Here is a 25628-nt window from a genome sequence, read left to right as displayed (position 1 = left end):
AAGAAGATCCTTCGCTATGCTCAGGATGACAAGATAGATAAACTCCAAAAAAATTTCAGCCAAAAAAGGTGATATATCTGTTATAAGTTACACATGGTAATAAACAGTGTACAATGGATGCAGTTAATTTAGAAGAGCAGGTTGCAGAACGGCAGCAGCTTTTCATCACATTATATCAAAAAGTTTTCCCGGCGGTAGCCCGGTATGTGAGCAAATGCGGCGGATCATTTGACGAGGCCAAAGATGTTTTCCAGGATGCTTTGCTGAGCTATTATGAAAAAAGCAGATCGGCCAATGCCGATATTAAAAGCAGCGAAGGTGCCTATATTTATGGTACTGCCCGCTACCTGTGGATTAAACGCTACAAAGAAGGCCAGCAAACCACACAATTGGACGACAGCGCTACTGACTTAGCTGTGGAAACCATCGTACCCCTCGCCGACGATAAACTATTGAACTTCCTGGAAACAGCTGGCAAACGCTGTATGGAGCTGCTACGCTCCTTTTATTATGATCAGTTACCCATGACCAAACTGGCACAACTATTTGGCTTTTCCGGGGTGCGTTCGGCAACCGTGCAAAAATATAAGTGCATTGAAAAAGTAAGGGAATCCGTTAAACAAAAAGCATTAACCTATGAGGACTTCCTTGAATAACATAGCACAAACCGAAGCCTACCTTTTCAAAAGGTCGAACCCTACCAGCTCTCTGCTGTTCGAAGCCAAAATGCTGCTTGATCGGGATCTGCAGACCCGTGTTTCGCAGCAACAACAGGTATATACCCTGGTACAGCAATATGGCCGCAAACAGGTAAAAGCCGAGATCGAGGCCGTTCATCAACAATTATTTAACCAGCCCGAACATCTGAGTTTCAGGCAAAAAATAGCACGCATCTTTTTAAGATAGAATCAAGAAGTAAGAATCAAGAATCAAGACGGTAAAACAATTTCTGGCTCTCGGTTCTTCGCTCGCACTCTCCCCTTTAAAAACCACAATTTTATGAATATCGATAAACAGGAATTCCGCAAATATGCGGTCATGCACCATGCTATTGCCGGTACCCGGGTAGATAGCTTTATTTCACAGGTCGAAAAAAGTACGTTACCCGTAGCCATGACGCCCTACATTACCGAAGAACGCGAAATGCGCGTAGCCCAGATGGACGTATTTTCGCGTCTGATGATGGACCGGATCATTTTTCTTGGCGAAGCCGTTGACGATCATGTAGCCAACATCATTCAGGCGCAACTGCTTTTTCTGCAGTCGACAGATGCCAAAAAAGATATACAGATGTATATCAATTCGCCGGGCGGTTCGGTTTATGCCGGCTTGGGTATTTATGATACCATGCATTTTATAGGACCCGATGTGGCTACCATTTGTACCGGCATGGCCCTCTCCATGGGATCAGTACTGCTATGTGCAGGTGCAGCGGGTAAACGTGCAGCGCTCAAGCATTCCCGCATTATGCTGCACCAGCCATCGGGCGGGGCGCAGGGTATGGCATCAGACATTGAAATAGCCTCTACCCAGATCCGCAAAATGAAACAGGAACTATATGAGATCATCGCCCAGCATAGCGGCCAGCCATACCAAAAGGTTCATGATGTATCCGACCGGGATTACTGGATGACAGCCAGTGAGTCAAAAGAGTTTGGGATAATTGATGAGGTGTTGGGGTAACACCTCACCCTACCCTCTCCTTTGGAGAGGGTTTTAAAACCAAGCTCCATATCGCCAATAAAAAAGCCTCTTAACGAGGCTTTTTTATTTATCTTGGTTTTATTATCCGCAAGCAATGAGCACAAGATTTATTATCATGTTACTAAACGACGACGTTGTAGCCGGTGGGTTTTCTTTCGGACTTATTTTTAGTTGGTGGCAGATCCTTACGTTTCTTATTCTTGTTACTTGTGTAATTTACTTCATTAGAAGAAATCGTAGAAATAGGCGCATATAGCATTTTGCTCTATTGACAACACACAGACGGAGTGGGTCGTCTATCACAGTCCTCAATGCGCTATCACACCCGCATCTACCGATGCCGATACTTTATGCTTGATAAACCGGCTGCCTATCAGTAAAGTAAGCAATGCTACCACACCTGCCGCCGCCATAACCCCTGCCATGGGTAATGCGCTATGACTTGTAATGAGTGTGATACCCACCGATGCCAGTGAGCCAATAGCCATTTGGAAGGCTCCCATTAATGCTGAAGCCGAACCCGCGTTTTTGGTAAAAGGTGCCAATGATAAGGCAGCTGTATTAGGATAACTGATACCCACACCGCACAATACACCAAATATCATGGCAATGGTGCCAGCAATGTTAAACCAGTTATTGAACGCACCTATTAAAAATACAGTCGAGATAAATACCAGCCAAATTAATGAGGCATTCACCAATTGTTCGCTTTTATATCTTTTCATCAGGATGCTGTTTACCTGGCTCGAGCCGATAAACCCTACAGAAAGTCCGGCGAATATCCACCCAAACCCTTTCTGACTTACTTTAAACACCTCAATAAATACAATTGACGACGATGATACGTAAGCGAACAGGCCTGCAAAAGCGAATGCCCCGCAAAGCGCATAAGTTAAAAACTGCGAATTTTTTAATACATGCCAGAAGTTACGGATAATAGGCAGTGGCTTTAAGGAATATGATGGATCGGGCTGATAGCTTTCGGGAAGTAAAAATATAACCGCTAATAGTATCAGTACAGCAATAATCGTCAATATCAAAAATATTACCTGCCATTCAAATGCAGCTGTAATATAGCTACCAATGGTTGGCGCCAGCATAGGTGAAGCACCCAGTACCAATATCAACAGCGAAAATACTTTGGCGTTATCCTCCACCGGGAAAAGATCGCGTACCATAGCCATAGCCGCAACGGTAGCAGCACAGCTGCCTATGGCCTGAAAAAACCGCATCACGATTAGCATTTCTAACGAGGTGGAAAAGAAACAACCCACAGAGGCCACTATATAAAGACATAAACCGAAATACAAGGGGCGTTTACGGCCATACCTGTCCAACAAAGGGCCATACAATAATTGCCCGGCCGATATACCTATAAAATAGCTCGACAGTGACAAGGCTACCTTATCGGTACTGGTATGCAGATATTTAGCGATGGCTGTAAAGCCAGGCAGGTACATATCTATAGAGAAAGGGCCCAATGCGGTTAATGAACCCAAAATGAGTATCAGTGTTACGTAACGTTTTTTTGTCATGTGATTTTTGGCAGATGGTCGGTTTTTGACCAGGGTTAACAGAATAAATACAGGATATTACCGGCGAGGTACTGAAGGGTCTTTTACTACGAATGGCCGGATAAAAACATACCACGAAAATAAAATTTAAATTTCAAAACCTATATCCTTGTTTTGTCATTTTAGGAAAATAGATAAGATACAAAAATCAAACACGTCATTACGAGGCACTTTTTATAATAAAACAACAAAGCTCTAATCCCCTAAAACGTTTCTCCCAGGTTAAGGTTTATCGATGAGAAATTTTTGCTCACACCATAATCCAGGGCAATATTAGTCCCCGATTTTTTGTTGAACTTAAAACGCAGGCCTGTACCACCAGCGGGTCGCCAGTAAACAAAATCATGTGTATTGGGCTCGGTAACCGAGTTTACGTTGGCAAATAAAACAAAGCCAATAAGGCCGTTGCGGGTAATATCACGCCGGTATTCAGTTTCAAAATAAGCCAGTCGTTGCCCTCTGTACCTGTTTTGCACAAATCCCCTGCCCGATCGCTGGTAAGGTTCCCAACCCAAACTGGGCAGATTCAAATACGGTGTACCAGGTGTAAGTGATGTCCAGAAATATGACCAGAATGCCAGTACGTTTTTAGGACCGCTATTGGTTAATGATACGTATTTGCGTAGATCGATATATAACGAACTCCAGTTGGTATTACTCCCCAGCATTTTTGAATTTACCCGGTATATGATATTAGCATAGGCCCCCGGCAGAGGATTAATGGAGTTTTTGCGGGTATCGTATAGCAAATTGAAAGTCACCCCTGACGAAAAAACATTTTGATCTTTAGTAGTGCCGTATTTATAACCGGTAAAACTATGCAGACTCACATCTCCATCGCTGTCAATGTCCTGATAATAATCCAGATCGTAACCCAGGCCAGCATAAAAGTATGGTTTTATTCTTTTCAATACCGTTTGATAAAAACGCCCGTAATTATAGTTCACCAAAAAGCGATGATCTTCGGGTTGTTTCCCACCCAAACCCCAGGTGTATTGCGGATATACCAATACACGGGTATCGCCAACAATATTCCACTGATTGTTATTGAGCCAGATATTTGAGCGGATGGGCAGGCCATACCTTCCTTTAAAGTTAAAATAAGGAGTAAATATAAAACTGGACAGGTTGGTTGTTGCAGGATCCCCCAAGTATACCGCCAATGATGTTGAAGTAAAAAGTGCCCTCCCCCCACTTCGGCCATCTGAAGAAGAGATAGGTAAGATAGAAAAATAAATCTTCTTTTTTTCGGTGGCCGATATTTTACGGGGCTTTATTTTAAACAGAGATCGGGCTATATCAATAAGGTCTTTTTGCGCAATGGTATCTTTATTAACCTGAAGCGTATCAACAGCGGTTGCCTTGCTTTGGGCCATTACAACAGCAGAAAGAAAGCAAAAAAGTAATGCCGAAAGCGTTTTAACCATTATATACTAAACCAAATATTCACTGCCCTTGTTTGTAAAATGCCTGATATAATAACGCCCTATATATGATTTAAATTTTTATCTCGGCTATATATCCATCTGCAAAATTTATTTCACTGTATAAATAATAATACGCATACTATTAGCCGGAAGCAACACAGTCATCAAGATAAAATAAAAAGCCGGCAGGTAAAATAAACCGCCGGCTTTTTAACTATAATTAACATTTAGTTAGTGTGTAGTTGTTTTGGTGTAATGATGGTGTTTAGGATGCGCCCTGCGCCAGGCAGCCCTGCGTTTCTTTTCATCGGCACGGCGTTGTTCGTTACCTATAATATAACCACCGCCGGCTCCAATGGCACCACCAATTAGGGCCCCACCAACATTATGTCCAATAAGTCCGCCTGCAACCGCACCGCCGGCACCACCAATGATGGCTCCTTTAGCCTGCTTGCTCATTTTTTTCTTGGTCTGCGCCTGGGCGTTAAATGTCAGCGTTAGCAGAAACGCTACAAACAGACAGGCATATATCATTAGCTTTTTCATAAAATATGTATTGATAAGTGTTAAAAATTATCTCTGAACATACCTATACAAATAGCAAGCCGCTTATTTAAAAGGCTGTATTATATCACCTAAAGATGACATTTACTTCAGGAAGGCAAGTACATCTGCCGAAAACTGTATAGTTCTCGATGCACTGTTATGATCGCCGGGCACATAATTGAGCTTTGAACCAGGGATAAGTTTGTTGAGTGCGGTTTCTGATCCGTTATCATGATCCTCCGTACCGCAAATGATTAGCACAGGTATTTTTACTTTGGCCAACTCCTGCGGACTTGTTGATGGCTGATATTTCTGCTGCAGGGCCAACGCGGTTACATCAAAAGCAGGGTTGCTGTGGATATAATTGATCATGCCATCTACATCGTGAAAAGTAGTATCGCCCATAAGCGCCTTGTAGGCATGTACGCGCCTGGGCCATTCGGGGTTGGTATAGGCATCGCCCATGCCGCCCATTACCAGTTTTTGCACCCTCTTATCCAGCACCAACAACCGGGAGGCAATAATGGAACCGCGCGAGTAACCCACCACATCATATTTTTTAAGTTTAAGATGGCTGGCCAACCCCATGACATCCTTAGCTTCGGCATCATTGGCATAACCGGCATCGCTATGTGGCTTGTCTGACCGGCCATTGCCCCGCTGATCTATAATGATTACCTTGTAACCGGCGTTTAGCAGGTCGGCATAAAGCGGGCCTTTTTTCCAGCCCTCGCCCGTACCAGAAAATCCGTGAACGAGTATCACCGGAAAGCCACCGCCTTTTACCTCGTAGTATATTTTTGTACCATCAACCGCAGTATAATAACTACCTGGAGATTGTGCCTGGCTGTTATATCCAAATATAAGTAGTAACAGGATGATGACGCTTTTTTTCATGGTGGAGGGCTATTTTACAAACTGGTTAATGATCAAAACACCTATTAAGCCTATAACAGAAACCAATGATTCCATCATTGACCATGATTTGATGGTATCTTTTATACTGAGGTTAAAGTACTCTTTATACAGCCAGAAACCGGAGTCGTTAACATGGGAGAAAGCCAGGCTGCCCGCCCCAATGGATAGTACCATTAAATTGGGGTTCACGTGATTTTGTACTACTAATGAAGCTACAATACCAGCTGCCGTTAACCCAGCCACCGTAGCCGAGCCTAAACTGATGCGTATAATAGCCGCGATAACCCAGCCCAGTACCAATGGCGGCAAATTAAACTGCTGCAACTGAGCGGCTATCTGATCACTTACACCACTTGCCGTCAACACCTCTTTAAACGCTCCAGAGCCGGCAATGATCAATAAGATCAAAGCAATATCTTTTATAGCATCAGTAAAATTAGTGGCCAGCTGGCTCATGCTCCTACCCTGTTTTACGCCCAGTGTAAAAGTAGCCACAATAAGGGCAATGAGCATTACAATGGATGGATCGCCCAGGAAAGCTACCAGTTTTAATAGGCCCGGATCCTTGATACCCAGGTACGGGAAAAACGCGGTTAGCATCAATAACATCACAGGCAGCAAGGCGGTAAAAAAACTATTGAATGCCCCGGGTAATTTTTCTTCAGGCAGTTCTTCGGCCCGGAAGGTAGCCAGCGGCTCTGAGGGTATTTTTTTAAGGAAGCGGGCAAATACAGGTCCGGCCAGTATAATGGCAGGCACAGCTATCATCAAACCATAAATAAAAGTGGTAGCCATGTTGGCATGAAACAATACTACAAGTGCCGATGGTGAGGGGTGCGGTGGTAAAAAACCATGCGTTACCGATAACGAGGCCAGCATAGGCAAACCTATATATACCGCCGGTAGTTTGTATTTGTAAACCACCGAAAATATAAGCGGCACCATCAGCACAAAGCCAATACCGTAAAACAACGGAATACCGATGATGAAGCCTGCAGTTACCAAGGCCCACTGTATATATTTTTGGCCAACAGCGTTCACCAACACTTCGGCAATTTTTTGGGCGGCACCACTTACGGCTACCAATTTGCCTAACATAGCGCCCAGGCAAATGATAATTAGCAGCTGGCCCATAATATCGCCCATACCCTTTTGTACAGACGCCGTAACTTTATTGATGGGGATACCCAGCATTAAGCCGGCTAAAATAGATACCAAAAGAAAAGCGATGAACGGATTAACTTTTGCCCAGCTCACCAATAAAACAAGCAGGATAATACAGATCAGAATAGTTAGTAATGCCATGATTTAAACGGTTATGTACGGGTAGAAGCCACGCAGCATGTTATCTGCCTAAAGTAATAACAATATTTGAGTTTCGGATTCTTATAGACAAAACCGTTACAATTAAGCGGGCTGACCCTCACCGGTTTCTAAAGGCAACAGGAAATAAAATTCGGAGCCTTTTCCCTCCTCACTTTCAACGGCTATTTTACCATGATGCAGCCTGATGATCTCGGCCGATAAATATAAACCTATACCAAAGCCTGACAGCCCCCGGGTGCTCTCATCTTCTACCCGGTAAAAACGTTGAAAAACAGTTTGCTGATCACTCTTTTTTAAGCCAATGCCTGCATCTTTTACGCTTACTTTCAAATCTTCATTATGCTTTTTAACAACGATAGTTATTGCGCTACCTTTTGGCGAATATTTTACAGCATTGCTTATAAAGTTGCTTATTACCTGGGCTATCTTTTCTCTGTCGGCAGTGATCTGAATGGATTGTTTGCTTTTAAAAGATAAAACATGATCGGGTGCTATTAGCACTTTATCGGCCATTATTTCGACAACCAATTCATTCATATCAAAGGATTGGATATTAAGTTTTAGCTTACCCGATTCAATTTTTGACATATCCAGGAAACCATGGATGAGCCTGCTCATTTTGTTGATCTGATTTTCTGATTTTTCAAGCGCGCTTATAAAAAAGTCATCACCTGCTTTTTGGGCTTTGGATACCAGTAATTGTGTATAAGCTTTGAGCGAGGTGAGCGGTGTTTTTAATTCATGACTGGCCATAGCAATAAAATCATTTTTCATGATCTCTTCTTGCTTACGTTTGGTAATATCGTGAGTTGTGCCCAGCATACGTACAGGTTTATGGAGGGCATCATACAAAATCTTCCCGGTTGTCCGTATCCAATGTATCGATCCATCAGTCCATACTATACGGGCCTCATACGAATAAACTCCTGCTTTTATAGCTTTCTTATAGGCGTCATTTACCAGCGACTTATCATCGGGGTGTATCATTCCCCGCAGCTCCATGTGTGTTACAGACTCATCAGGGTCAAGACCAAATATCACGGAAAGTGTTGGCGACGCGATAACATCGTTATTTACCAGATCAAGGTCCCAATTGCCAATACCCGTAGCTTCGATGGCCAGGCGAAGGCGTTCTTCCGCATCCTCCAAAAGCTGCCTGGCTATCACCTGCTTGGTTACTTCTGTGGCAACCACCATAACACCAATTATATTATTATCGTTATCCTTAACCGGCTGGTAAACAAAATCGAAATAAAATAAATTAATATGACCGTTCCGGTTAAGCCAGATAGGTGTTTCATAACCATAATGGATATGGCCGCTTTTATACGCATCCCAAACCAGTTTTACATCATCCGGTTTTAAGATAAGTGCAAGCGGCCAGCCAATAATATCAGTTTGTTTTTCCCATAACTCCAGTATATTGGTGTTAGCCGATTCAATGATGAGATCGGGGCCTTTTAGAAAACCGATAGCTACCGGAGCCTGAATAATCAGATCATCTATGTGTTGCTTTGCAGCTATATTTTGATCTTTATTTTTCAAAACTTTAATTAAAACAAAAATATATGTGGGACGGCTCTATTTTTTGTGACTCAATAATATAAAAAATAGTTAAGTTTGTACTTTATTTACCCGATAATTTTTTTTGCTCAAGCCATAATTTTTTATGCTATTTTAATTAGTTTTACTTATTTACTACCTTCGACCCTTTTCACTATTGAATATTTTTTATGTCAAAACGTATTTTAGTATTAGATGACAATCAGGACATATTAGATATTGTGCATGAAACTCTTACTTATGAACAGTTTGAGGTAAAAAGTACTTCCAACAGCCTTGATGTATTACCACTAATGGAGCAGTTTCTCCCAGACCTGGTTATATTAGACTATCGGGTTTCGGGTACCACCGGGGGCGAAATTTGCAGAAGCATCAAGTTACACAGCAAATTCAGCAACATACCTGTTATTATTTTTTCGGCCTATCTGAATGGCGATGATCATTTATTAAATTACGGTTGCGACGGCGTTATTAACAAACCGTTTGATCTTTCTGAACTCGTTGAAAAAGTTAATAATTTAATTTAAGTCATTAAAATCCCCCCTCTTATTGGCTGTATGTTGTGTTTTTATCTTGCACCAGGATATTCTATTTTCCGCTAAACCCACTCTTCCTGTTGGTGACCATTTAACAGACAAATAAAAAACGTTCTTCAAAACGTCTATTTTTTACCACTTCTATTAAAATTCCGTCATAAAAATCACATTTAACTAATAATCAAGCACTCGGGTTAAAATATTCACAATTATTATTAGATTTGTTAAGAACAGTATTAAGGATATTGATATACAGTAAACCCCGGAGCGTATATGGTTATTCCAGTAAATTCAACTGAATCTATCGAATCTCGAGGTAAAAAATTACCCTTATGCCCTAAGTGTAAAAATCAGCTTGACGATCGCGTACCACGTAGCTATTTGGTAAAAACTTTGCTATTCTTCCTGCCTTTAAAACGTTATATCTGTTACAGATGCCAGCGTAAGCGCTATATATTGGGATGATTAATCTGAACGATATTTTTTACCTTTTAAATTAATTAAAACATACCTAATAGTAAGTTTACATTAAATAGCCCCTCATTCTTGAAGGATGTATTGTATTTTGCACACTATTTTATTTATAGTGACCGACCTAAATTCAAGCACCCAGAAAAGAAGAAAGTATCACTGCTCCAAGTGCGGTGAGCCATTCCATTTCCAGTTAAAGAGAAGCTGGTTTGTAAAAAGAGTATTATATTTTTTACCTGTACGAAAGTATTTCTGCGCCAAATGCAAAAAGGCGTCTTATATTTTTGTTGATAAATCTCATGCCTAGGCATAACGGGTGTTTATTTAAACAGGCATTAAAAGCCAGTTTGTATTTTACATAATACCTTCAGCGAAAAAAAATCACTTTATTATTAAGTATCAGCGACGATATTAAACTTTACTTTAAGTACTTAACTATTACTTTGGTACAAGAATTGCTAAACCTCATACAGCTTACTTTTTACTATCTGGAAGCATTTTGTAGATGATACTTAAGAATAAAATATGAGACGGATATTAGCGGTTGATGATGACAGTGATATACTGGAGGTTTTACAATACATATTGGAAGATTCGGGTTATGAAGTAATAACCCTTGCCGATGGGCACTATCTTTTTGATAAAATAAAAGAAAGTCAGCCCGATTTGATATTATTAGACATTATGTTGGGTAATTTGGACGGCCGGGATCTTTGTAAAAGTGTTAAAACCAGCATTGAAACACATGATATACCGGTTATACTCATTTCGGCAAGTCATGAGGTTTCCAGGGCACTAAACCAAACCGGCGCTCCTGATGATTTTATTGCCAAACCATTTGATATTGATGTGTTACTTGGTAGCATCAACCGGCAATTAAATAATGCAGCTTAAAATACGCAACAAAAGGGCCGCGCTAATTAGCGCGGCCCTTTTGTTTTATCCCCGTCATATTCAGACATTAATGTTAAATGCTCTTTCTCTTTTTGCCCGGTTGCGTAATTTGAAAAATACAATCAGGTTCATAAAATGCATTCCGCCCAATATCAAGATAATCCACCCTACTTTGTAGCTTAAAACCTCAACTACTACCTGCGCGCTGGGTATATTACCCGTTTCCTTGAGGGCCAGACTCATATAGCCTATATTAACCAGGTAAAACCCTACTACCAGCAACTTGTTCACAGAATCGGCCAGTTCATTATTGCCATGAAAAATATCTACCAAAAATATACGACCGTTTTTAAACAGCACTTTAGCCACCCATACGGTTAATGCTATGCTTACCAACAGGTAAACAACATAAGTTAAAATAAAGTAGTTCATGATTGTGATTATTTATATGTTATTAATTATTGAATTTTCAGTAAAAATTGAAATTTATTTGCAAAAAATATATTACTTGAATATTTTAAATATCGAACCAAAAAACCAGCTCTCTTCGGCCTTGAGCATGGTATCCAATGTTTTGTTCACATTGTTGGCCAGCCTGCTAATGTCTGTTACTGATGAATGGAATGCTTTAAAAGCCGGATCCTTTTTATCCCCCTTTACCTCTGTTAACTGGCCCAGTATCTTGATCACCGGGTCGAGTTCGCGTTTTTTACGCTCTTCGGCTACCCGTCTGGCTATTACCCAGGTATCCTTTTCGGCATAAAAGTATTCTTTACGCTCGCCGGTTTTATGCTGTTTTTCAATTAGTCCCCAACCAATCAGATCACGCAGGGTCATATTGGCGTTACCCCGCGATATGCTCAACTCGGCCATTACATCTTCGGTGGTTAAGGCCTCCGGCGAGATCAGCAACAAGGCATGTACCTGAGCCATGGTGCGGTTAATCCCCCACTCCGACCCCAGCTTACCCCAGGCTTCAATAAATTTTAGCTTTGCCTCTGCCAGTTCCATATACAAATATAGATAACTTTTTAAACTTTCAAAAATAAATGAAAGATATTTTTAATTTGGAATTTCGGATGCTATATTTCGGTTTTTTGTCTGAACCTTGATTTACAGGATTTTTCATTATCTTGTTTCCCCATTTCCCCAACCGCTCATCACTACCTAAAACTCCGCAATTCCTTATCTATCTTTTCATTCCATTCTTCCTGGGCGGCTATATTCATGCCGTGAGCAGTTTCTGTATCATACTGATCCTGCATTACATTCATTTCATGAAACGATTCCAGGTATTGTACATTAATAGGGCCGTCGTAATTATCAACAGTATACTTTTCGGCTCTCAACTTTTGTTTAAACCGTTCCACTATTATTTTAACAATATCAAAATGCCGCTGTTCGTGGTTTAGGCTATAGGCATTTTTACTATCAGTTTTTACCCAACTGGCGCTTTTGGGCACAAAAGCCTTGGTGCTCAGGTGCACATTTACAATACCCTTGCTTACATCTACATCCTCACTGTAACCAATACTTGGTAAAATCTCTGCTCCAAACTTGCTATTTAGTGGCTTGGCCTTAAAGTCGTCCCAGGTTAAGGGTCTTTTAAATGAATAGTAAACAGTATCACCTTCGGGCTGTTCGGTATAATCGGTAAAGGAGATCTTTACCGCCCTCGCCAGTTTAATATTGGTTGATGCTTCGCTGTTTATCCAGGTATTAAAATAAGTAAGGCCATACTCCAGTGCATGGCGAAACACCGGCTCTATATCTATCTGCTGGTTAACATGCCGGTTATAGCCCGCGCTGCCATTATAGTCAGAAAGCCGGATACTTTGATCACCCTTTTGCAGGTAGAATGACAGCGATACTTTTAGCTTGCCCTCCACATGATCCAAAGATAAGGGTGTTTCATCTAATCTGAATTTTTGGATATGGATGATGACTGGTCTTAATATCTTATTAGGCGGCAAAGCGGCATTTACAAACTGTTTGATAGCGGCTATGGTTCCTCCTTTAAGATCGATAGTATATTTTGCAGGGATACCCGGACCGGTTGACCATAGCCAGGCTACCGCGTTCCGGTCAACCCTGTCGTCAACTACTCCGACCACATAAAACTCCTTTGCCGTTACCGGTAACTGTTCGTTTTTTAAAAAAACTATTGGGCCTACTATTTTCTGGGCCCATAAAACCCGTGGTACAAACAGGCATATACATAATAATAATATGACAAACCGGTACATAGCCATGCTAAAAAAAACGCGGTGAATTAATAAGCGCATCGGGTTATCACGGTTCATACTATATAATGCATAATTTAAAAATAAATTGCCTCCGGATGCTCTATTTGATTACCTTTGGCCATCGATGCCAGTACCATGGCTTTTGTTCAACAATTTTAAAGTTTTCCACACACATATCATCTTAAGTATTACCTTCGTTCAATTAAAAGTGTTATCCACATTTGTTAATTACTTATGTTAATAGCTCTTTTTCGTTTCGCTAATTTAGCACCATCGTTAGTATGCGCTTTATGATCAAAATAAAATACATTTCCCTGTTAATCCCCGTATTTATTGTTTCAACAGCCAGCGCGCAGCAAAATCCATCCTTCCAGGTTTACCGCACTTATCATACCGCTATGGATCTGATGGACAAGGGTAAATTTGCCTCCGCTGCCGAGCAATTCCGCTCTGTTGAAGCAACACGCCTTAAAACAGCCACCCAGCCCCAGTTTGAATCGGAGCTCTCGCTGGTAAAAGAAAACAGCCAATACTACGAGGCTTTTTGCGCCCTCAATTTGGGTAACGATGATGCCGAAAGTATGTTCCTGCGTTTTATAAAGGAACATCCCGAAAACCCCTTAACCAAGCTGGCTTATTTCCAGATAGGTAAATCGTATTTTAAACAAGGTAAATATGAAGATGCTATCCGTTGGTTTGACAAAGTAGAAGCCAGCGAACTGAACGGCCATGATAATACTGAGTACAAATTCCGTAAGGGTTACGCTTACTTCTCTCTTAAAGATTACAAGAACGCTCAGCTACTTTTTGCCGAAGTAAAAAATAAAAGGTCTGAATTTACTGAAGATGCTACGTACTACTTTGCGTATATAGCTTATCTGAACAAAGATTATCACCTGGCCCTGGCCAATTTCGAAAAGCTTAAAAACTCCAAAAAGTACGAACGGAGCTATCCATACTACATATCGGCAGTCTACTTTTTAGATAAACGGTATGATGATGTGATCAGCTACGCTGTGCCTATTGTAAACAGTACCCGCCAGGAGCACGAAACCGAAATGCTGCGTATTATTGCCGCCTCATACTTCGCTAAAGCCGATTATGATAACGCTGTTAAATATTACGACCGTTTCCAGAGCGGCGACCAGGGTAAAACACAAAACACGCAGGACAGCTACCAGATTGGCTACACCTATTACAAGGTAGGCAACTACGCCAAATCGGCAACCGAACTGGAACGCCTGATTGAACAGGGCGATGTGTACAGCCAAAGTGGTAACTATACCCTCGGTGATGTTTTCCTGAAAATGAACAACAAACAAAGCGCCCGTAACGCGTTTCTGGCTGCTTCTAAACTGACTTACGACAAGCAATTACAGGAAGATGCCTTGTACGAGTACGCCAAATTATCTTACGAGCTCGATTTCAATACAGAAGCGCTGGCAGCTACCCGTTTATACCTCAAAAATTATCCCCGCTCTCGCCGTAACGATGAAGTAAAAGTGTTGCTTGGTGAAGAACTATTGAACTCCCGCAACTACAAAGAAGCGGTAGAGATACTGGAACCGATACCTAACAAATCGGAAAGCGCGCAGATAGCTTATCAAAAAGTTACCTACTATCGCGGTCTGGAGTTTTATAATGAGCGTGCTTTTGAAAATGCCATTGGTATTTTCCTGCGGTCGTTAAAAAATCCGGTCGATCCAAAAACTAAGGCTTTAACCACTTACTGGATGGCCGAGGCGATGTACGAGGTACGTAAATATGGAGAATCGGTTGAAAACTTCGAGGCGTTTTTAAGCATGCCCGAAGCAAAAGAGACCGACCTGGGCAATTACGCCAATTACGCCTTGGCTTATGCTGCCTTTTACGGCGAGCAATATAAAAAAGCCGCCAACTATTTCGAAAAATTCCTGCGTGGCGATGTAAAAGATAAAAACACCGAAAACGACGCGATAACCCGCCTGGGTGATAGCTATTTTGTATTGAAAAGCTATGGCACCGCTTTAGATTATTACAACCGCATCATAGCCATGCACAACCAGGGCGAAGACTACGCCTTGTTTCAACGCGGTATGATACAGGGCTTACAAGGTTCACTGGACACCAAAATCAGCACGCTGAACGACGTATTGAGCACTTTCCCGAATTCGGATTATGCTGATGACGCCTCTTTCGAAATAGCTTATACCTATTTCCTTAAAAATGATGGCGAACGCGCCAAAAGCGATCTGAATGCCATGATCCAGAAGTATCCGCATAGCAGTTATGTACCGCGCGCGCTTACCACCATAGGCCTTATTGATTACAACGCCGGTCACGACGATCTGGCTGTTGAATCATTTAAAAAAGTGGTTGCCGATTACTCCTCAACAGATGAGGCCAAACAATCGCTTAAACAAATTGAAAAAATATACACCGATAAAGGCGATGCCCAAACGTTTATCAACTATGCAGGTACAACATCTATCGGTAACTATACCACCTCCCAACAGGAAGATATTATGATCACGGCCGCCAACAACCTTTATTTAAAAGGCGACTGGCAGGGAGCCGTAGGCGCGGTTAACGCCTACCTGGATAAATTCCCGAGCAAACAGATCTACGAAAAACAGGCCCGCTTTATACGTGCGCAAAGTTTAGTTAACCTGAACCGCACCCAGGAAGCCGTAGTTGATTATAACGTGATCCTGAACGATTGGACAAGCGCCTATACCGAGAAATCACTCATCAGCATGGCCAAGCTGTATATCTCACAAAAAAAATATAACGAAGCCATTGTGTTCCTGAAAAAACTGGAAACCAATGCCGAGTTTAAAGAGGATTATTCCTTCGCCATCAATAACCTGATGCTATGCTACGCTCAAATGAATATGCCCGATGACGTGTTGAACTACGTGAAACAGATTAGAGGTAACGACAAAGCCGCTCAGGAAGATAAATTCCGTACCGGTTTATACGCCGGCGAAGCCTACCTGCTGAAAGGTGATACCACTGCCGCGGTAAAAGAGTTTGACTATACTGTAGCCAATACCAAAACCGTAGCAGCAGCCGAAGCTAAATACAACATTGCCAATGTAGAGTACTTAAAAGGCAGGTACAAAACTTCACAAAAAATGTGTTTCGACCTGGCTAAAGAAATGCCGAACTATGATTACTGGGTAGCCAAAACCTATATTTTGCTGGCCGATAACTATGTGAAGCTGAAAGATAACTTCCAGGCCAAAGCTACACTGCAAAGTATTATTGAAAATTATAAAGGTAACGACGATGTGCTACCAACAGCTAAGCAAAAGCTGGGTGTGCTGACGGGTAAACCTGTAAAAATAGAGACCCCGGTAACCGATACAAGTGATGATAATAAACCGGCCCCGGCCGATACTACCAAAACCGGTCAAAATTAACAGGATGGCAAAGAATAATATAAAAAGACAAGCAATGAAATTAAAATATATCTATACGCTGCTTACCTTAATAATAGCATTATACTTTGTCCCTGCACAAGCGCAAACAAAGAAACAGGCCAAAAAGGCTACAACAAAAACCGCTGCGAAAAAAGCACCGGCAAAACCGGCAGCTAAAAAGCCTGCGACTAAAACTACCGCACCTAAAAAATCAGCATCATCAAAAAATTTGGGTGATGCCGCTGCAAAATCAGCCGCTGATACTACCAAAAAAGGTGGCAATGGTACTAATGCCGATAACGGTGGCAGCCTTTCTGAAGAGATTGTAGTAACTACCGCTTACAAACCGGTACTGGCCGATGCGGTGAAAATACGCCGCAATCCCGACCTGGAAGATAAAGTACCGTTTAAAGCGCCACTGGTATATACTCCGCTGGATAAACGGCAAGAGCAAAACTCCGAGATCAGGCAGTTGGAGGCCATGAAAAGGCCAGCCGAACAGGATTCCGTTTTGCTGAATAACTATGTGAAAGTAGGCGCCGGAAATCTGAAATCGCTCTTTGGTGAAGCTTATTTCTCCAATGGCCGTGACCAAGCATTGCAAGTTGGTGGGTATTTAAAACATTTTTCGCAATCGGGCTCGTTAGAAAAGCAAAGCCAGAGCAAAGATGATGTAGGCGTATTTGGCAAAAGCATTTTGGGAGGTAATAATATCAGCGGCCGCATCACCTATAATCGTATGGGTACCAACTTTTACGGGTATGATCAATCTGTTCCCCCGGTAAGCACATTTGTTCCCGGTAAACAGCATTTTAACACCATTGGCGCCGAAGCCGAGCTGGCCAAAAATTATAAGGATGTCGAAAACGATTTTACCTATGCACTGAAAATAAAAGGTTATGCTTTTAGCAACGCTTACCAGGCCAGAGAAAACAACTTCGTGATCTCGGGCTTTATCAACCAAACTGTAAAACAATTTTATGCGGGCTTGAGCGGTTCGGTGGACATTAACTCACAGAAAGATAGCCTTTACAAAATCAGCAATAATATTTTGCGCTTAAACCCTTATATTAAATTCCAGGGTACTAATTATAAGATTGACGCGGGTGTAAATATCGAGAAGGAATTTGGCGAATTTGGCAAGTTCTATATCTTCCCTGCCGCTAAATTGGAGGTACAGGTGATCCCGAAATATGTACGTTTGTTTGTTGAAGCCAAAGGCGATATCAACCGCACATCCCTGCATGATCTGGCCTACATCAATCCTTTCCTTGGTCAAAATATCGACATCAAAAACTCAGTTGACCAGCTGGATCTTAGCGCGGGCTTAAAAGGTACTCTTGCTCCAGGCTTAAGCTTCAAGGCATCGGTATTTCGCAACAGCGTGAAGAACATGCCGCTGCTGGTAAGCAATTTCGACGCCGAAGTGAACAAATTCAAGGTGATATATGATGATGGAAAGGCCCGCGTGAACGGTTTTAACGGTGAGCTTGACTTTAAAGCCAGCGATGATTTTAACATCTTTGGTCGCGTAGAGATCAAGGATTATCAGATGGCTTCCGAGGCACAACCCTGGAACCTGCCTAAGTTTTTGTTAACCGCTGGTACATCTATCAATATCAACAAGCAGGTAAGCATTACCGGTTCGTTATTGTTCCGCGGATCAACAAACGACAGAACATTTACCACTACAGGTGGTACATCAACTCTGGTTCAAAAACCGATAGCTTCGTTTGCCGACTTAAGTGGCGGTGTTCAATACAAGGCTACCCGTCAGATAACCGTATTTGTACAGGCTAATAACATTTTAAGCACCAGTTATCAAAACTGGTTATACTACCCTAACTACGGATTTAATATCTTTGGCGGCGTAGGGTATTCTTTTTAAGCCTTTTGATGTTTTATAATTAACCGTATTTTTAGCGAATGGATATAGCCAATTATTTAAGCGAACTCTTAGGCCGGCATAGTAAAGTAGGTGTGCCAGGCCTGGGTTCTTTTACACAAGTGCGTGTAAATGGTTATTATAACAGCGTCGAAGGCAAGCTATATCCGCCCGGTTACCAGGTACAATTCAGTCCGGATCCGTTTGACGATGATACACTGGTAGAGCATATCGCCCAAAAGAAAAACATATCGCTGGCATCATCAAAATATTTTACCGAAAAGTATATTACCTCCCTAAAGCAGGATGCCGCTTTTAAAGAGGTCCCCTTTGCCAGCCTGGGCTGGTTTTATACCAATAATGGGGAAATAACTTTTAAAGCCGGCGAAAACCATAACGAAGGACCAGAGTTTTACGGCCTCACGCCGATACCTATCAAAAAACTTAATCCGGAAAAAGGGCCCGAAAGTCCGGTTCCGGCACCATTACCATTCACGGTAGCACCGCAACCTATTGCTCCAGTCAGCACCTCTCCCGCGCCAACTGCCGACCAACCCGAGGTATATGAGGACGAGGAGACTGAAGAAAAAACACGTTCAACAAGTCCGTGGCTTATCGCGCTTATCATCCTGGTGATTATCGCGGCAGCAGCATTCGGGCTTTATAAATATAACCCGGCTTTATTCAGCTTTATGAAGCAACCGGCAAAACCAGGCACCGAGCAACCTAAAACAAAACCCGCTGCTGCAGCGGATAGTGCTGATGACAGCAATAAAACAGCTGCTCCTATCCTGGATACCCAGGCTAAGGCAATTTCTAAACCCGATACGGCGTTAAAGAAAACAGTAGCTGCTGCTGATACTGGTAAACCCGAATATGTTATCTTCGCCGGTTCGTTTAAAACGCAGACCAAAAGTAATGAAGCGGTTAAAATATACAAAAGTGTAGGTGTTGATGCCCGCACATGGCATGCCCCTGGCTCAGGCAAACGTATAAAAGTAATCATTGGTAGTTTTGCCACATCTGCCGAGGCAGAAGCCGAAAGACTTAAATTAATAAAAGAGAAAAAAATAAGCAAAGACTCATACAGTCAAGAAATTAACGAAAAGAAATGACATTATTATTGATTCAGCAGATGGCAGATACCGCGAAACATTTAGCAGACACCGCAGGCCATATTACTCAACCGATTACTACACAACCCGAAGAGCTGCGTTTTGGTGATCTTTTGATCAAAGGCGGTTGGGTGATGGTTCCCATAGGTATTTTGGCTGTTTTAGGTTTGGTTATATTTTTTGAACGCTATTTTACTATTCGCAAAGCCTCTAAAAACGAGGCCAATCTGATGCTGCAGGTACGCTCCAGTATCCACTCTGGTAACCTGGAAGCGGCCATTGCACTTTGCCGCAATAATAATTCGCCGCTGGGCCGTATGCTGCAAAAGGGATTGTTGCGTATCGGTCGCCCTATTAAAGATATCGAGGGTGCTATTGAAAACGTAGGCAAACTAGAAGTATCCAAATTGGAAAAGAACATCGGCATCCTGGGTATCGTAGCAGGCATCGCGCCCATGTTTGGGTTCCTGGGTACCATTGCCGGGGTAATCAAGATCTTTTATGATATTTCTAAAACCGATAACATCAGCATGGGTGTTATATCTGGTGGTTTATACGTAAAAATGGTTACATCAGCCGCCGGCTTAATGGTGGGTATTGTGGCTTATGTATGTTACCATATTTTGAATATGATGGTTGATAAGGTAATTTTGAGCCTGGAGACAGATGCTATTGAATTTATTGACCTGTTAGAGGAGCCGAGCAAATGAATTTAAGAAAAAGACATAGAGGTGCATCGGCAGAGGTTCATACCTCTGCCATGAACGACATCATGTTCTTCCTGCTTCTGTTTTTCCTCATCGCGTCAACAGTAACCAACCCCAACGTGATTAAACTGGTACTGCCTAAATCATCAAGCGGGCAATCGGTATCCAAAAAAACCATCACCGTGTCGGTAACCAAGGATCTGAAGTACTACGTTGATAAAAAGGAAGTTCCGGTAGATGCCCTGCAAACTACCCTGGCGGGCTATAAAACCGTGGCAACAGAACTCACCATTGTTTTATACGTGGACAAAACCGTAGCCATACAGGATGTGGTACAGGTAATGGATATAGCACAAAAATTAAACATCAAACTCGTTCTGGCAACAGAACCAAAATAGTATCAAGTAGCTAGTATCAAGTATCACGACATTTAAAAGTCGACCACAAAAAATATTGATACTTGATACTAGCTACTTGATACTAACTACGTGATACTAAAAAATGGAATACAGAGAAGAAAATAACTATCCAAAGGCGTTCGCGGCAACAGGCATTATTCTGGCTGTGCTTATAGCTGCCTGTTATTTTATCGTGTTTCAAAACCCGCCCAAACAGGAAGAAGGTACAGGGGGCATACTTGTAAATTACGGGACTGTTGATGAAGGTACAGGTAATGATTATATGAGCACCGAAGAGCCTTCGGTTGCCGAAAAGGCCAACAATACCAAACCGGATAAAGTTACCCACGAAAAGCCCACCGAGGATAAGCCCACGCCGCAAAGCAGCGACAAAACAGTGGTGACCCAAAATACCGAGGACGCCCCGGAAGTGGCCGCCCCAACAAAAAAGCCAAGCAATACCGTAGCTACTCCGCAGCCTACCAAAACACAGCCCAAACCAACCGTGAACCAAAACGCTTTATATAAAGGCAAGGCCACAACAGGCACCGGCGAAGGCGACGGAACCGGCAATACACCAGGTAACCAGGGCAAGCCCACAGGTACAACACTCACCAATAATTATAACGGAACGGGATCTGGCAATGGCGGTAACCTTAACCTATCGGCACGTAACTTTGTTAGTAAACCCAATGTGGATGACGGTAACCGTTTTACAGGTAAAGTAGTGATAGATATACAGGTAGACAAGGCCGGTAATGTAACCTACGCCAAGGCTGGCCGCGGAACCACAATATCTGATTATAACCTGATCCAGAAATGCGAGGATGCCGTACGAAATGCCCGCATCACCTCGCTGGATACCGCTCCTGATACCCAGAAAGGCTCCGTGGTATTTGTATTTAAGGTAAACTAAGCTTGCTCAATAGTTGATGGACGATAGACCATAGAAAGGGTTGTATCATTGATTTACCACATTTTCACAAGCACCTGTATTCTGTAAACCACAGCAATAAATTTATTTATAAGTTTGTTGAATATTCGCCATAGCTATAGTCTATCGACTATGGGCCACTGCAACCATGAATTACAACGAAACCATCCAATATCTATACACTCAGCTCCCCATGTTTACGCGGGATGGGGCCTCGGCTTTTAAAAAGGATCTCACCAATACTATTGAGCTTTGCAAACGACTGGGCGATCCGCAGCATCAGTTCAAAAGCGTGCATATAGCAGGCACCAATGGTAAGGGTTCCACATCGCACATGCTGGCCGCCATTTTGCAAATCGCGGGCTATAAAACCGGGCTATATACATCGCCCCACCTGAAAGATTTCAGGGAGCGCATTCGCATTAACGGGCAAATGATCAGTGAGCAAACCGTGATTGATTTTGTCGCGACCCGCCGTACCGATTTTGAGGAAATAGCACCCTCCTTTTTTGAGATGACCGTAGCCCTGGCCTTTGATGTTTTCGCTAAAGAGAAAGTGGATATAGCTATAGTCGAGGTAGGCCTCGGCGGGCGTTTAGACTCCACCAACATCATTACCCCGCTCCTCTCTGTTATTACCAATATCGGCTGGGATCATATGAATATGCTGGGCGATACTCTGCAACTGATAGCCGGCGAAAAGGCAGGTATCATCAAGCCGGGTATCCCCGTAGTGATCAGCGAAACCCAACCCGAAACGGCACAGGTTTTCATCGATAAAGCGAACCAGGAAGATAGTCCAATCACTTTTGCATCGGAGGTTTGGCGCGAGTCGGAAAGTCCGGAAGTCGGAAAGGCCGAAAGTCCAAGCCTCTTAACAATTGAGGTTCGCCGCTCACTACTCGCCACTCACTACCAACCACTTACCATGTCACTCGACCTTACAGGCACCTATCAGCTTAAAAACATCAAGGGTGTTTTATCTGCTGTTGACGAACTGCGTAAACAAGGTTTTGAAATAACCGATGAACACATTACCACCGCGTTAAAACAGGTAAAGACGCTCACCGGCCTGCACGGTCGCTGGGAGGTATTAAGTACCAACCCACTCACTATTTGCGATACCGGTCACAATCCTGATGGCATACAGGAAGTACTGAAAAATATAGCTGCGATTAACTACCAGCAACTACATTTTGTGATAGGCATGGTGAACGATAAGGACATCAGCAAAGTACTGGCCATGCTACCCACAGATGCCACCTATTACTTCTGCAAACCCGATATACCAAGAGGACTGGATGCCGAAAGCATGCAACAGCAAGCAAAAAGTTTTGGCCTACACGGTAGTACCTACCCCTCTGTAAAAGCAGCTTTATTGGCAGCCCAGGCCAATGCTACGGATCAAGACCTGGTATTTGCAGGCGGCAGCACATTTGTGGTAGCGGAGATCGTATAACTCGATAAAACTCAATTGTCATCTCGAATGAGGTACGAGGAGAGATCTTTTGCGCGGGATAATCCTGTTACTGAAACGACTCACCCCGACTACGCTTCGCTAGTCGCCCCTCTCTTCTCCTGCGGCGGAAAGAGGATGAAATCCTTCTATCCCCGCGCGTCATTGCGAGGAACGAAGACAACCGACCGGAGGGAGCTCATTAATACCGATTGAAAATAATCAATATTAATAATTCTCGATGAGCAGAGCAGCTCTGTATAGCATAGAGATTGCTTCGCCCCTCGCAATGACGCGGGAAATATATGTCAGCCCGGATGTTCTACTTAACAAATAATTTACTTCCGTTATCTACATAAAATTCTATTTTTACTCCACAATATAATCCCCATATTTTATATGACATATCTACCATCAACAGACAGATACAAAAAAATGCAATATCGCCGTTGCGGCCATAGCGGTATTAAATTGCCGGCTATTTCGCTTGGTTTGTGGCACAATTTCGGGCACGTAGATGTAACCGAAACTTACCGAAAAATTTTACACCTGGCTTTCGACAGCGGCATCACCCACTTTGACCTGGCCAACAACTATGGCCCGCCTCCGGGCTCTGCCGAAGAAAATTTTGGTCGTATTTTAAAAGAAGATTTCCGCGGCTACCGCGACGAGATGATCATCTCGAGCAAAGCTGGTTATACCATGTGGGATGGCCCTTACGGCGACTGGGGTTCCAAAAAGTACCTGGTAGCCAGTTTAGATCAAAGCCTGAAACGCATGGGGCTGGATTATGTAGATATATTTTATCACCACCGTCCGGATCCGGAAACACCGCTGGAAGAAACCATGGCTGCGCTTGATCTGATCGTTCGTCAGGGCAAAGCCTTATATGCAGGTATTTCCAACTATCCGGCTCAAGAAGCAGCCAAAGCTATCGCAATTTTGAAAGACCTGGGCACACCATGCCTCATCCATCAGCCCAAATACTCCATGTTTGTACGCGATCCGGAAGAAGGTTTATTGGATGTGCTGGGTAATACCGGTGTAGGCTGTATCCCTTTCTCACCTTTGGCGCAAGGCTTGTTGACCAACAAATATCTTCACGGTATTCCCGAAGATTCAAGAGCCGCCAAATCAACCGGTTTCCTGCAAAAAGACCAGGTAACACCTGAACGGATAGCCCAGATCAAACAACTGAATGATCTGGCCCTGAAACGCGACCAGACACTGGCGCAAATGGCCCTGGCCTGGCTGTTGAAAGACAACCGGGTAACCTCGGTACTGATTGGCGCAAGCCGTGCAGAACAACTGGCCGACTCATTAAAGGCTTTGGATAATATCGCATTCTCTGCTGATGAATTAGCGCAGATAGAAAAAATATTGGCCGCCTAAACCCCGGAGTGAGTGTCGCCAGGACGACCATTATATATAATTGTCATCCTGGACGTAGTGAAGGATCTATTCCAGACCCTGTTTTATTGGATAATAGATGCTTCGCTACGCTCAGCATGACAACGTTTTTAAAGTACTTACTTATATGAGCAACATCAATTGGGGCATTATTGGTTGCGGCGACGTAACCGAAGTAAAAAGCGGACCGGCATTTAAAAAAGTAGCCGATAGCGATCTGTTGGCTGTGATGCGTCGCGACGCAACCAAAGCTGCCGACTATGCCCAGCGCCACCTGGTAGGCCAGTGGTACAGTGATGCCGAAAAACTGATGAATGAGGCCGGTGTTAACGCCATTTATATTGCTACGCCCCCATCCTCGCACCTGGAATATGCCCTGAGTGCCTTAAAAAAAGGGCTGAATGTATATGTGGAAAAACCGGTTACCCGCAACGCCGCTGAGGCCCGCGCAATGGCCGAAGCTGTAAAACAAAGCAATGCGAAGCTTACCGTTGCCCATTATCGCCGCGCTGTACCTATGTTTTTAACCGTTAAGGAGCTAATCGATAACAAAAAGATAGGAGATATTCGCACGGTACAGATCAGAATGTGGCAAAGCCGCAAACCAGAATTGATTGCCAAAACCAAGGACAACTGGCGGGTAAATCCGGAACTGTCTGGTGGTGGCTATTTCCATGATCTTGCCCCGCACCAGCTCGATCTGATGCTGTATTACTTTGGCCAACCTGAGAAATATCATGGCTTCTCGCTCAACCAATCGGGCGCTACCCCGGCCGACGATCACGTTTGCGGAGAGATCTTATTTAAAAACAAAGTGGTAGTAAACGGCTCCTGGTGCTTTAATGTAGCTGAAAACTTAACTACTGATACCTGCGAGATCATCGGCACCAAAGGTAAGATCACCTTCCCCTTTTTTGGTAACTACATCAGCTGGAAAACCGATACAGAAGACGAAACCATAACTTTTACGCATCCGCAGCATATACAACAACCGATGATCGAAAAGATAGTAGCCTACTTTAAAAACGAAGGACCGAATCCTTGCAGTATAGAAGAAGCGATTGTGCTAATGGATGTGATGGATGCATTTACCAGTCATGGGTAAAAAAGCGTT

General features: G+C 43.0%; 23 protein-coding genes. 14 read left to right on the top strand and 9 right to left on the bottom strand.

What is annotated here, in order from left to right:
- The first annotated feature begins 113 nt into the window (after positions 1-113).
- From FHW89_RS21325 to FHW89_RS21315, 3 genes are all read left to right on the top strand, one after another.
- Positions 114-656, top strand: coding sequence for an RNA polymerase sigma factor (locus tag FHW89_RS21325; RefSeq protein WP_172337073.1), 543 nt, complete (start codon positions 114-116; stop codon positions 654-656).
- The gene (locus tag FHW89_RS21320; protein WP_172337072.1) at positions 637-906 is read left to right on the top strand and encodes a hypothetical protein; all 270 of its coding nucleotides are present in this window, start codon (positions 637-639) and stop codon (positions 904-906) included. The genes FHW89_RS21325 and FHW89_RS21320 overlap by 20 nt, the downstream gene beginning before the upstream one ends.
- A gap of 93 nt (positions 907-999) precedes the next feature.
- Positions 1000-1683, top strand: a complete 684-nt coding sequence (locus FHW89_RS21315) for an ATP-dependent Clp protease proteolytic subunit (protein ID WP_172337071.1) — start codon at positions 1000-1002, stop codon at positions 1681-1683.
- 329 nt (positions 1684-2012) lie between these two features.
- Here FHW89_RS21315 and FHW89_RS21310 read toward each other — a convergent pair whose 3' ends face one another.
- The 6 genes from FHW89_RS21310 to FHW89_RS21285 all read right to left on the bottom strand — a co-directional run bounded on the left by FHW89_RS21310 (position 2013) and on the right by FHW89_RS21285 (position 9040).
- Complete coding sequence (locus FHW89_RS21310) at positions 2013-3239, bottom strand: multidrug effflux MFS transporter (RefSeq protein WP_172337070.1); 1227 nt, start codon at positions 3237-3239, stop codon at positions 2013-2015.
- 242 nt (positions 3240-3481) lie between these two features.
- Positions 3482-4705, bottom strand: a complete 1224-nt coding sequence (locus FHW89_RS21305) for a hypothetical protein (RefSeq protein ID WP_172337069.1) — start codon at positions 4703-4705, stop codon at positions 3482-3484.
- Between the two features lie 231 nt (positions 4706-4936).
- On the bottom strand, positions 4937-5251 hold the full coding sequence (locus FHW89_RS21300) for a YMGG-like glycine zipper-containing protein (RefSeq protein ID WP_172337068.1): 315 nt from the start codon (positions 5249-5251) through the stop codon (positions 4937-4939).
- Between the two features lie 102 nt (positions 5252-5353).
- The gene (locus FHW89_RS21295; RefSeq protein WP_172337067.1) at positions 5354-6148 is read right to left on the bottom strand and encodes an alpha/beta fold hydrolase; all 795 of its coding nucleotides are present in this window, start codon (positions 6146-6148) and stop codon (positions 5354-5356) included.
- Between the two features lie 9 nt (positions 6149-6157).
- The gene (locus FHW89_RS21290; RefSeq protein ID WP_172337066.1) at positions 6158-7474 is read right to left on the bottom strand and encodes a gluconate:H+ symporter; all 1317 of its coding nucleotides are present in this window, start codon (positions 7472-7474) and stop codon (positions 6158-6160) included.
- 102 nt (positions 7475-7576) lie between these two features.
- Positions 7577-9040 carry a cell wall metabolism sensor histidine kinase WalK gene (locus tag FHW89_RS21285; RefSeq protein ID WP_172337065.1) on the bottom strand — a complete coding sequence of 488 codons (1464 nt, stop codon included), beginning with the start codon at positions 9038-9040 and terminating at the stop codon, positions 7577-7579.
- Positions 9041-9228: 188 nt separating this feature from the next.
- On the opposite strand from FHW89_RS21285, the gene FHW89_RS21280 reads away from it, so the two are divergent.
- Both FHW89_RS21280 and FHW89_RS21275 read left to right on the top strand, forming a co-directional pair.
- On the top strand, positions 9229-9585 hold the full coding sequence (locus tag FHW89_RS21280; RefSeq protein ID WP_172337064.1) for a PleD family two-component system response regulator: 357 nt from the start codon (positions 9229-9231) through the stop codon (positions 9583-9585).
- A 1005-nt stretch (positions 9586-10590) separates the two neighbouring features.
- The gene (locus tag FHW89_RS21275; protein ID WP_172337063.1) at positions 10591-10959 is read left to right on the top strand and encodes a PleD family two-component system response regulator; all 369 of its coding nucleotides are present in this window, start codon (positions 10591-10593) and stop codon (positions 10957-10959) included.
- A gap of 60 nt (positions 10960-11019) precedes the next feature.
- On the opposite strand, the gene FHW89_RS21270 is transcribed toward FHW89_RS21275, so the two are convergent.
- The 3 genes from FHW89_RS21270 to FHW89_RS21260 all read right to left on the bottom strand — a co-directional run bounded on the left by FHW89_RS21270 (position 11020) and on the right by FHW89_RS21260 (position 13262).
- The gene (locus tag FHW89_RS21270; RefSeq protein ID WP_172337062.1) at positions 11020-11391 is read right to left on the bottom strand and encodes a hypothetical protein; all 372 of its coding nucleotides are present in this window, start codon (positions 11389-11391) and stop codon (positions 11020-11022) included.
- Positions 11392-11463: 72 nt separating this feature from the next.
- Entirely contained in the window at positions 11464-11970 is a 507-nt protein-coding gene (locus FHW89_RS21265) for a GbsR/MarR family transcriptional regulator (protein WP_172337061.1), read from the bottom strand.
- Between the two features lie 152 nt (positions 11971-12122).
- The gene (locus FHW89_RS21260; protein ID WP_172337060.1) at positions 12123-13262 is read right to left on the bottom strand and encodes a hypothetical protein; all 1140 of its coding nucleotides are present in this window, start codon (positions 13260-13262) and stop codon (positions 12123-12125) included.
- A 233-nt stretch (positions 13263-13495) separates the two neighbouring features.
- Here FHW89_RS21260 and FHW89_RS21255 point away from each other — a divergent pair, with 233 nt between their 5' ends.
- From FHW89_RS21255 to FHW89_RS21215, 9 genes are all read left to right on the top strand, one after another.
- Positions 13496-16609, top strand: a complete 3114-nt coding sequence (locus FHW89_RS21255; protein ID WP_172337059.1) for a tetratricopeptide repeat protein — start codon at positions 13496-13498, stop codon at positions 16607-16609.
- Positions 16610-16643: 34 nt separating this feature from the next.
- Positions 16644-18497, top strand: a complete 1854-nt coding sequence (locus FHW89_RS28685) for a hypothetical protein (protein WP_216650649.1) — start codon at positions 16644-16646, stop codon at positions 18495-18497.
- Positions 18498-18535: 38 nt separating this feature from the next.
- Positions 18536-19609 (top strand): SPOR domain-containing protein, encoded by a 1074-nt coding sequence (locus FHW89_RS21245; RefSeq protein ID WP_172337058.1) that lies wholly within the window; start codon positions 18536-18538, stop codon positions 19607-19609.
- On the top strand, positions 19606-20319 hold the full coding sequence (locus FHW89_RS21240; protein ID WP_172337057.1) for a MotA/TolQ/ExbB proton channel family protein: 714 nt from the start codon (positions 19606-19608) through the stop codon (positions 20317-20319). The genes FHW89_RS21245 and FHW89_RS21240 overlap by 4 nt, the downstream gene beginning before the upstream one ends.
- Positions 20316-20714 (top strand): biopolymer transporter ExbD, encoded by a 399-nt coding sequence (locus tag FHW89_RS21235; protein WP_172337056.1) that lies wholly within the window; start codon positions 20316-20318, stop codon positions 20712-20714. Before FHW89_RS21240 ends, FHW89_RS21235 begins: the two co-directional genes overlap by 4 nt.
- A 103-nt stretch (positions 20715-20817) precedes the next feature.
- Complete coding sequence (locus tag FHW89_RS21230; protein WP_172337055.1) at positions 20818-21630, top strand: energy transducer TonB; 813 nt, start codon at positions 20818-20820, stop codon at positions 21628-21630.
- Between the two features lie 166 nt (positions 21631-21796).
- Positions 21797-23107 (top strand): folylpolyglutamate synthase/dihydrofolate synthase family protein, encoded by a 1311-nt coding sequence (locus tag FHW89_RS21225; RefSeq protein ID WP_172337054.1) that lies wholly within the window; start codon positions 21797-21799, stop codon positions 23105-23107.
- A gap of 396 nt (positions 23108-23503) precedes the next feature.
- Complete coding sequence (mgrA, locus tag FHW89_RS21220) at positions 23504-24496, top strand: L-glyceraldehyde 3-phosphate reductase (RefSeq protein ID WP_172337053.1); 993 nt, start codon at positions 23504-23506, stop codon at positions 24494-24496.
- 145 nt (positions 24497-24641) lie between these two features.
- On the top strand, positions 24642-25619 hold the full coding sequence (locus FHW89_RS21215; protein ID WP_172337052.1) for a Gfo/Idh/MocA family protein: 978 nt from the start codon (positions 24642-24644) through the stop codon (positions 25617-25619).
- Positions 25620-25628: the final 9 nt, after the last annotated feature.

The organism is Mucilaginibacter sp. SG564 (assembly GCF_013149275.1).
Taxonomy (GTDB): Bacteria; Bacteroidota; Bacteroidia; order Sphingobacteriales; family Sphingobacteriaceae; genus Mucilaginibacter.
This window is presented reverse-complemented; position numbering and strand designations above follow the sequence as displayed.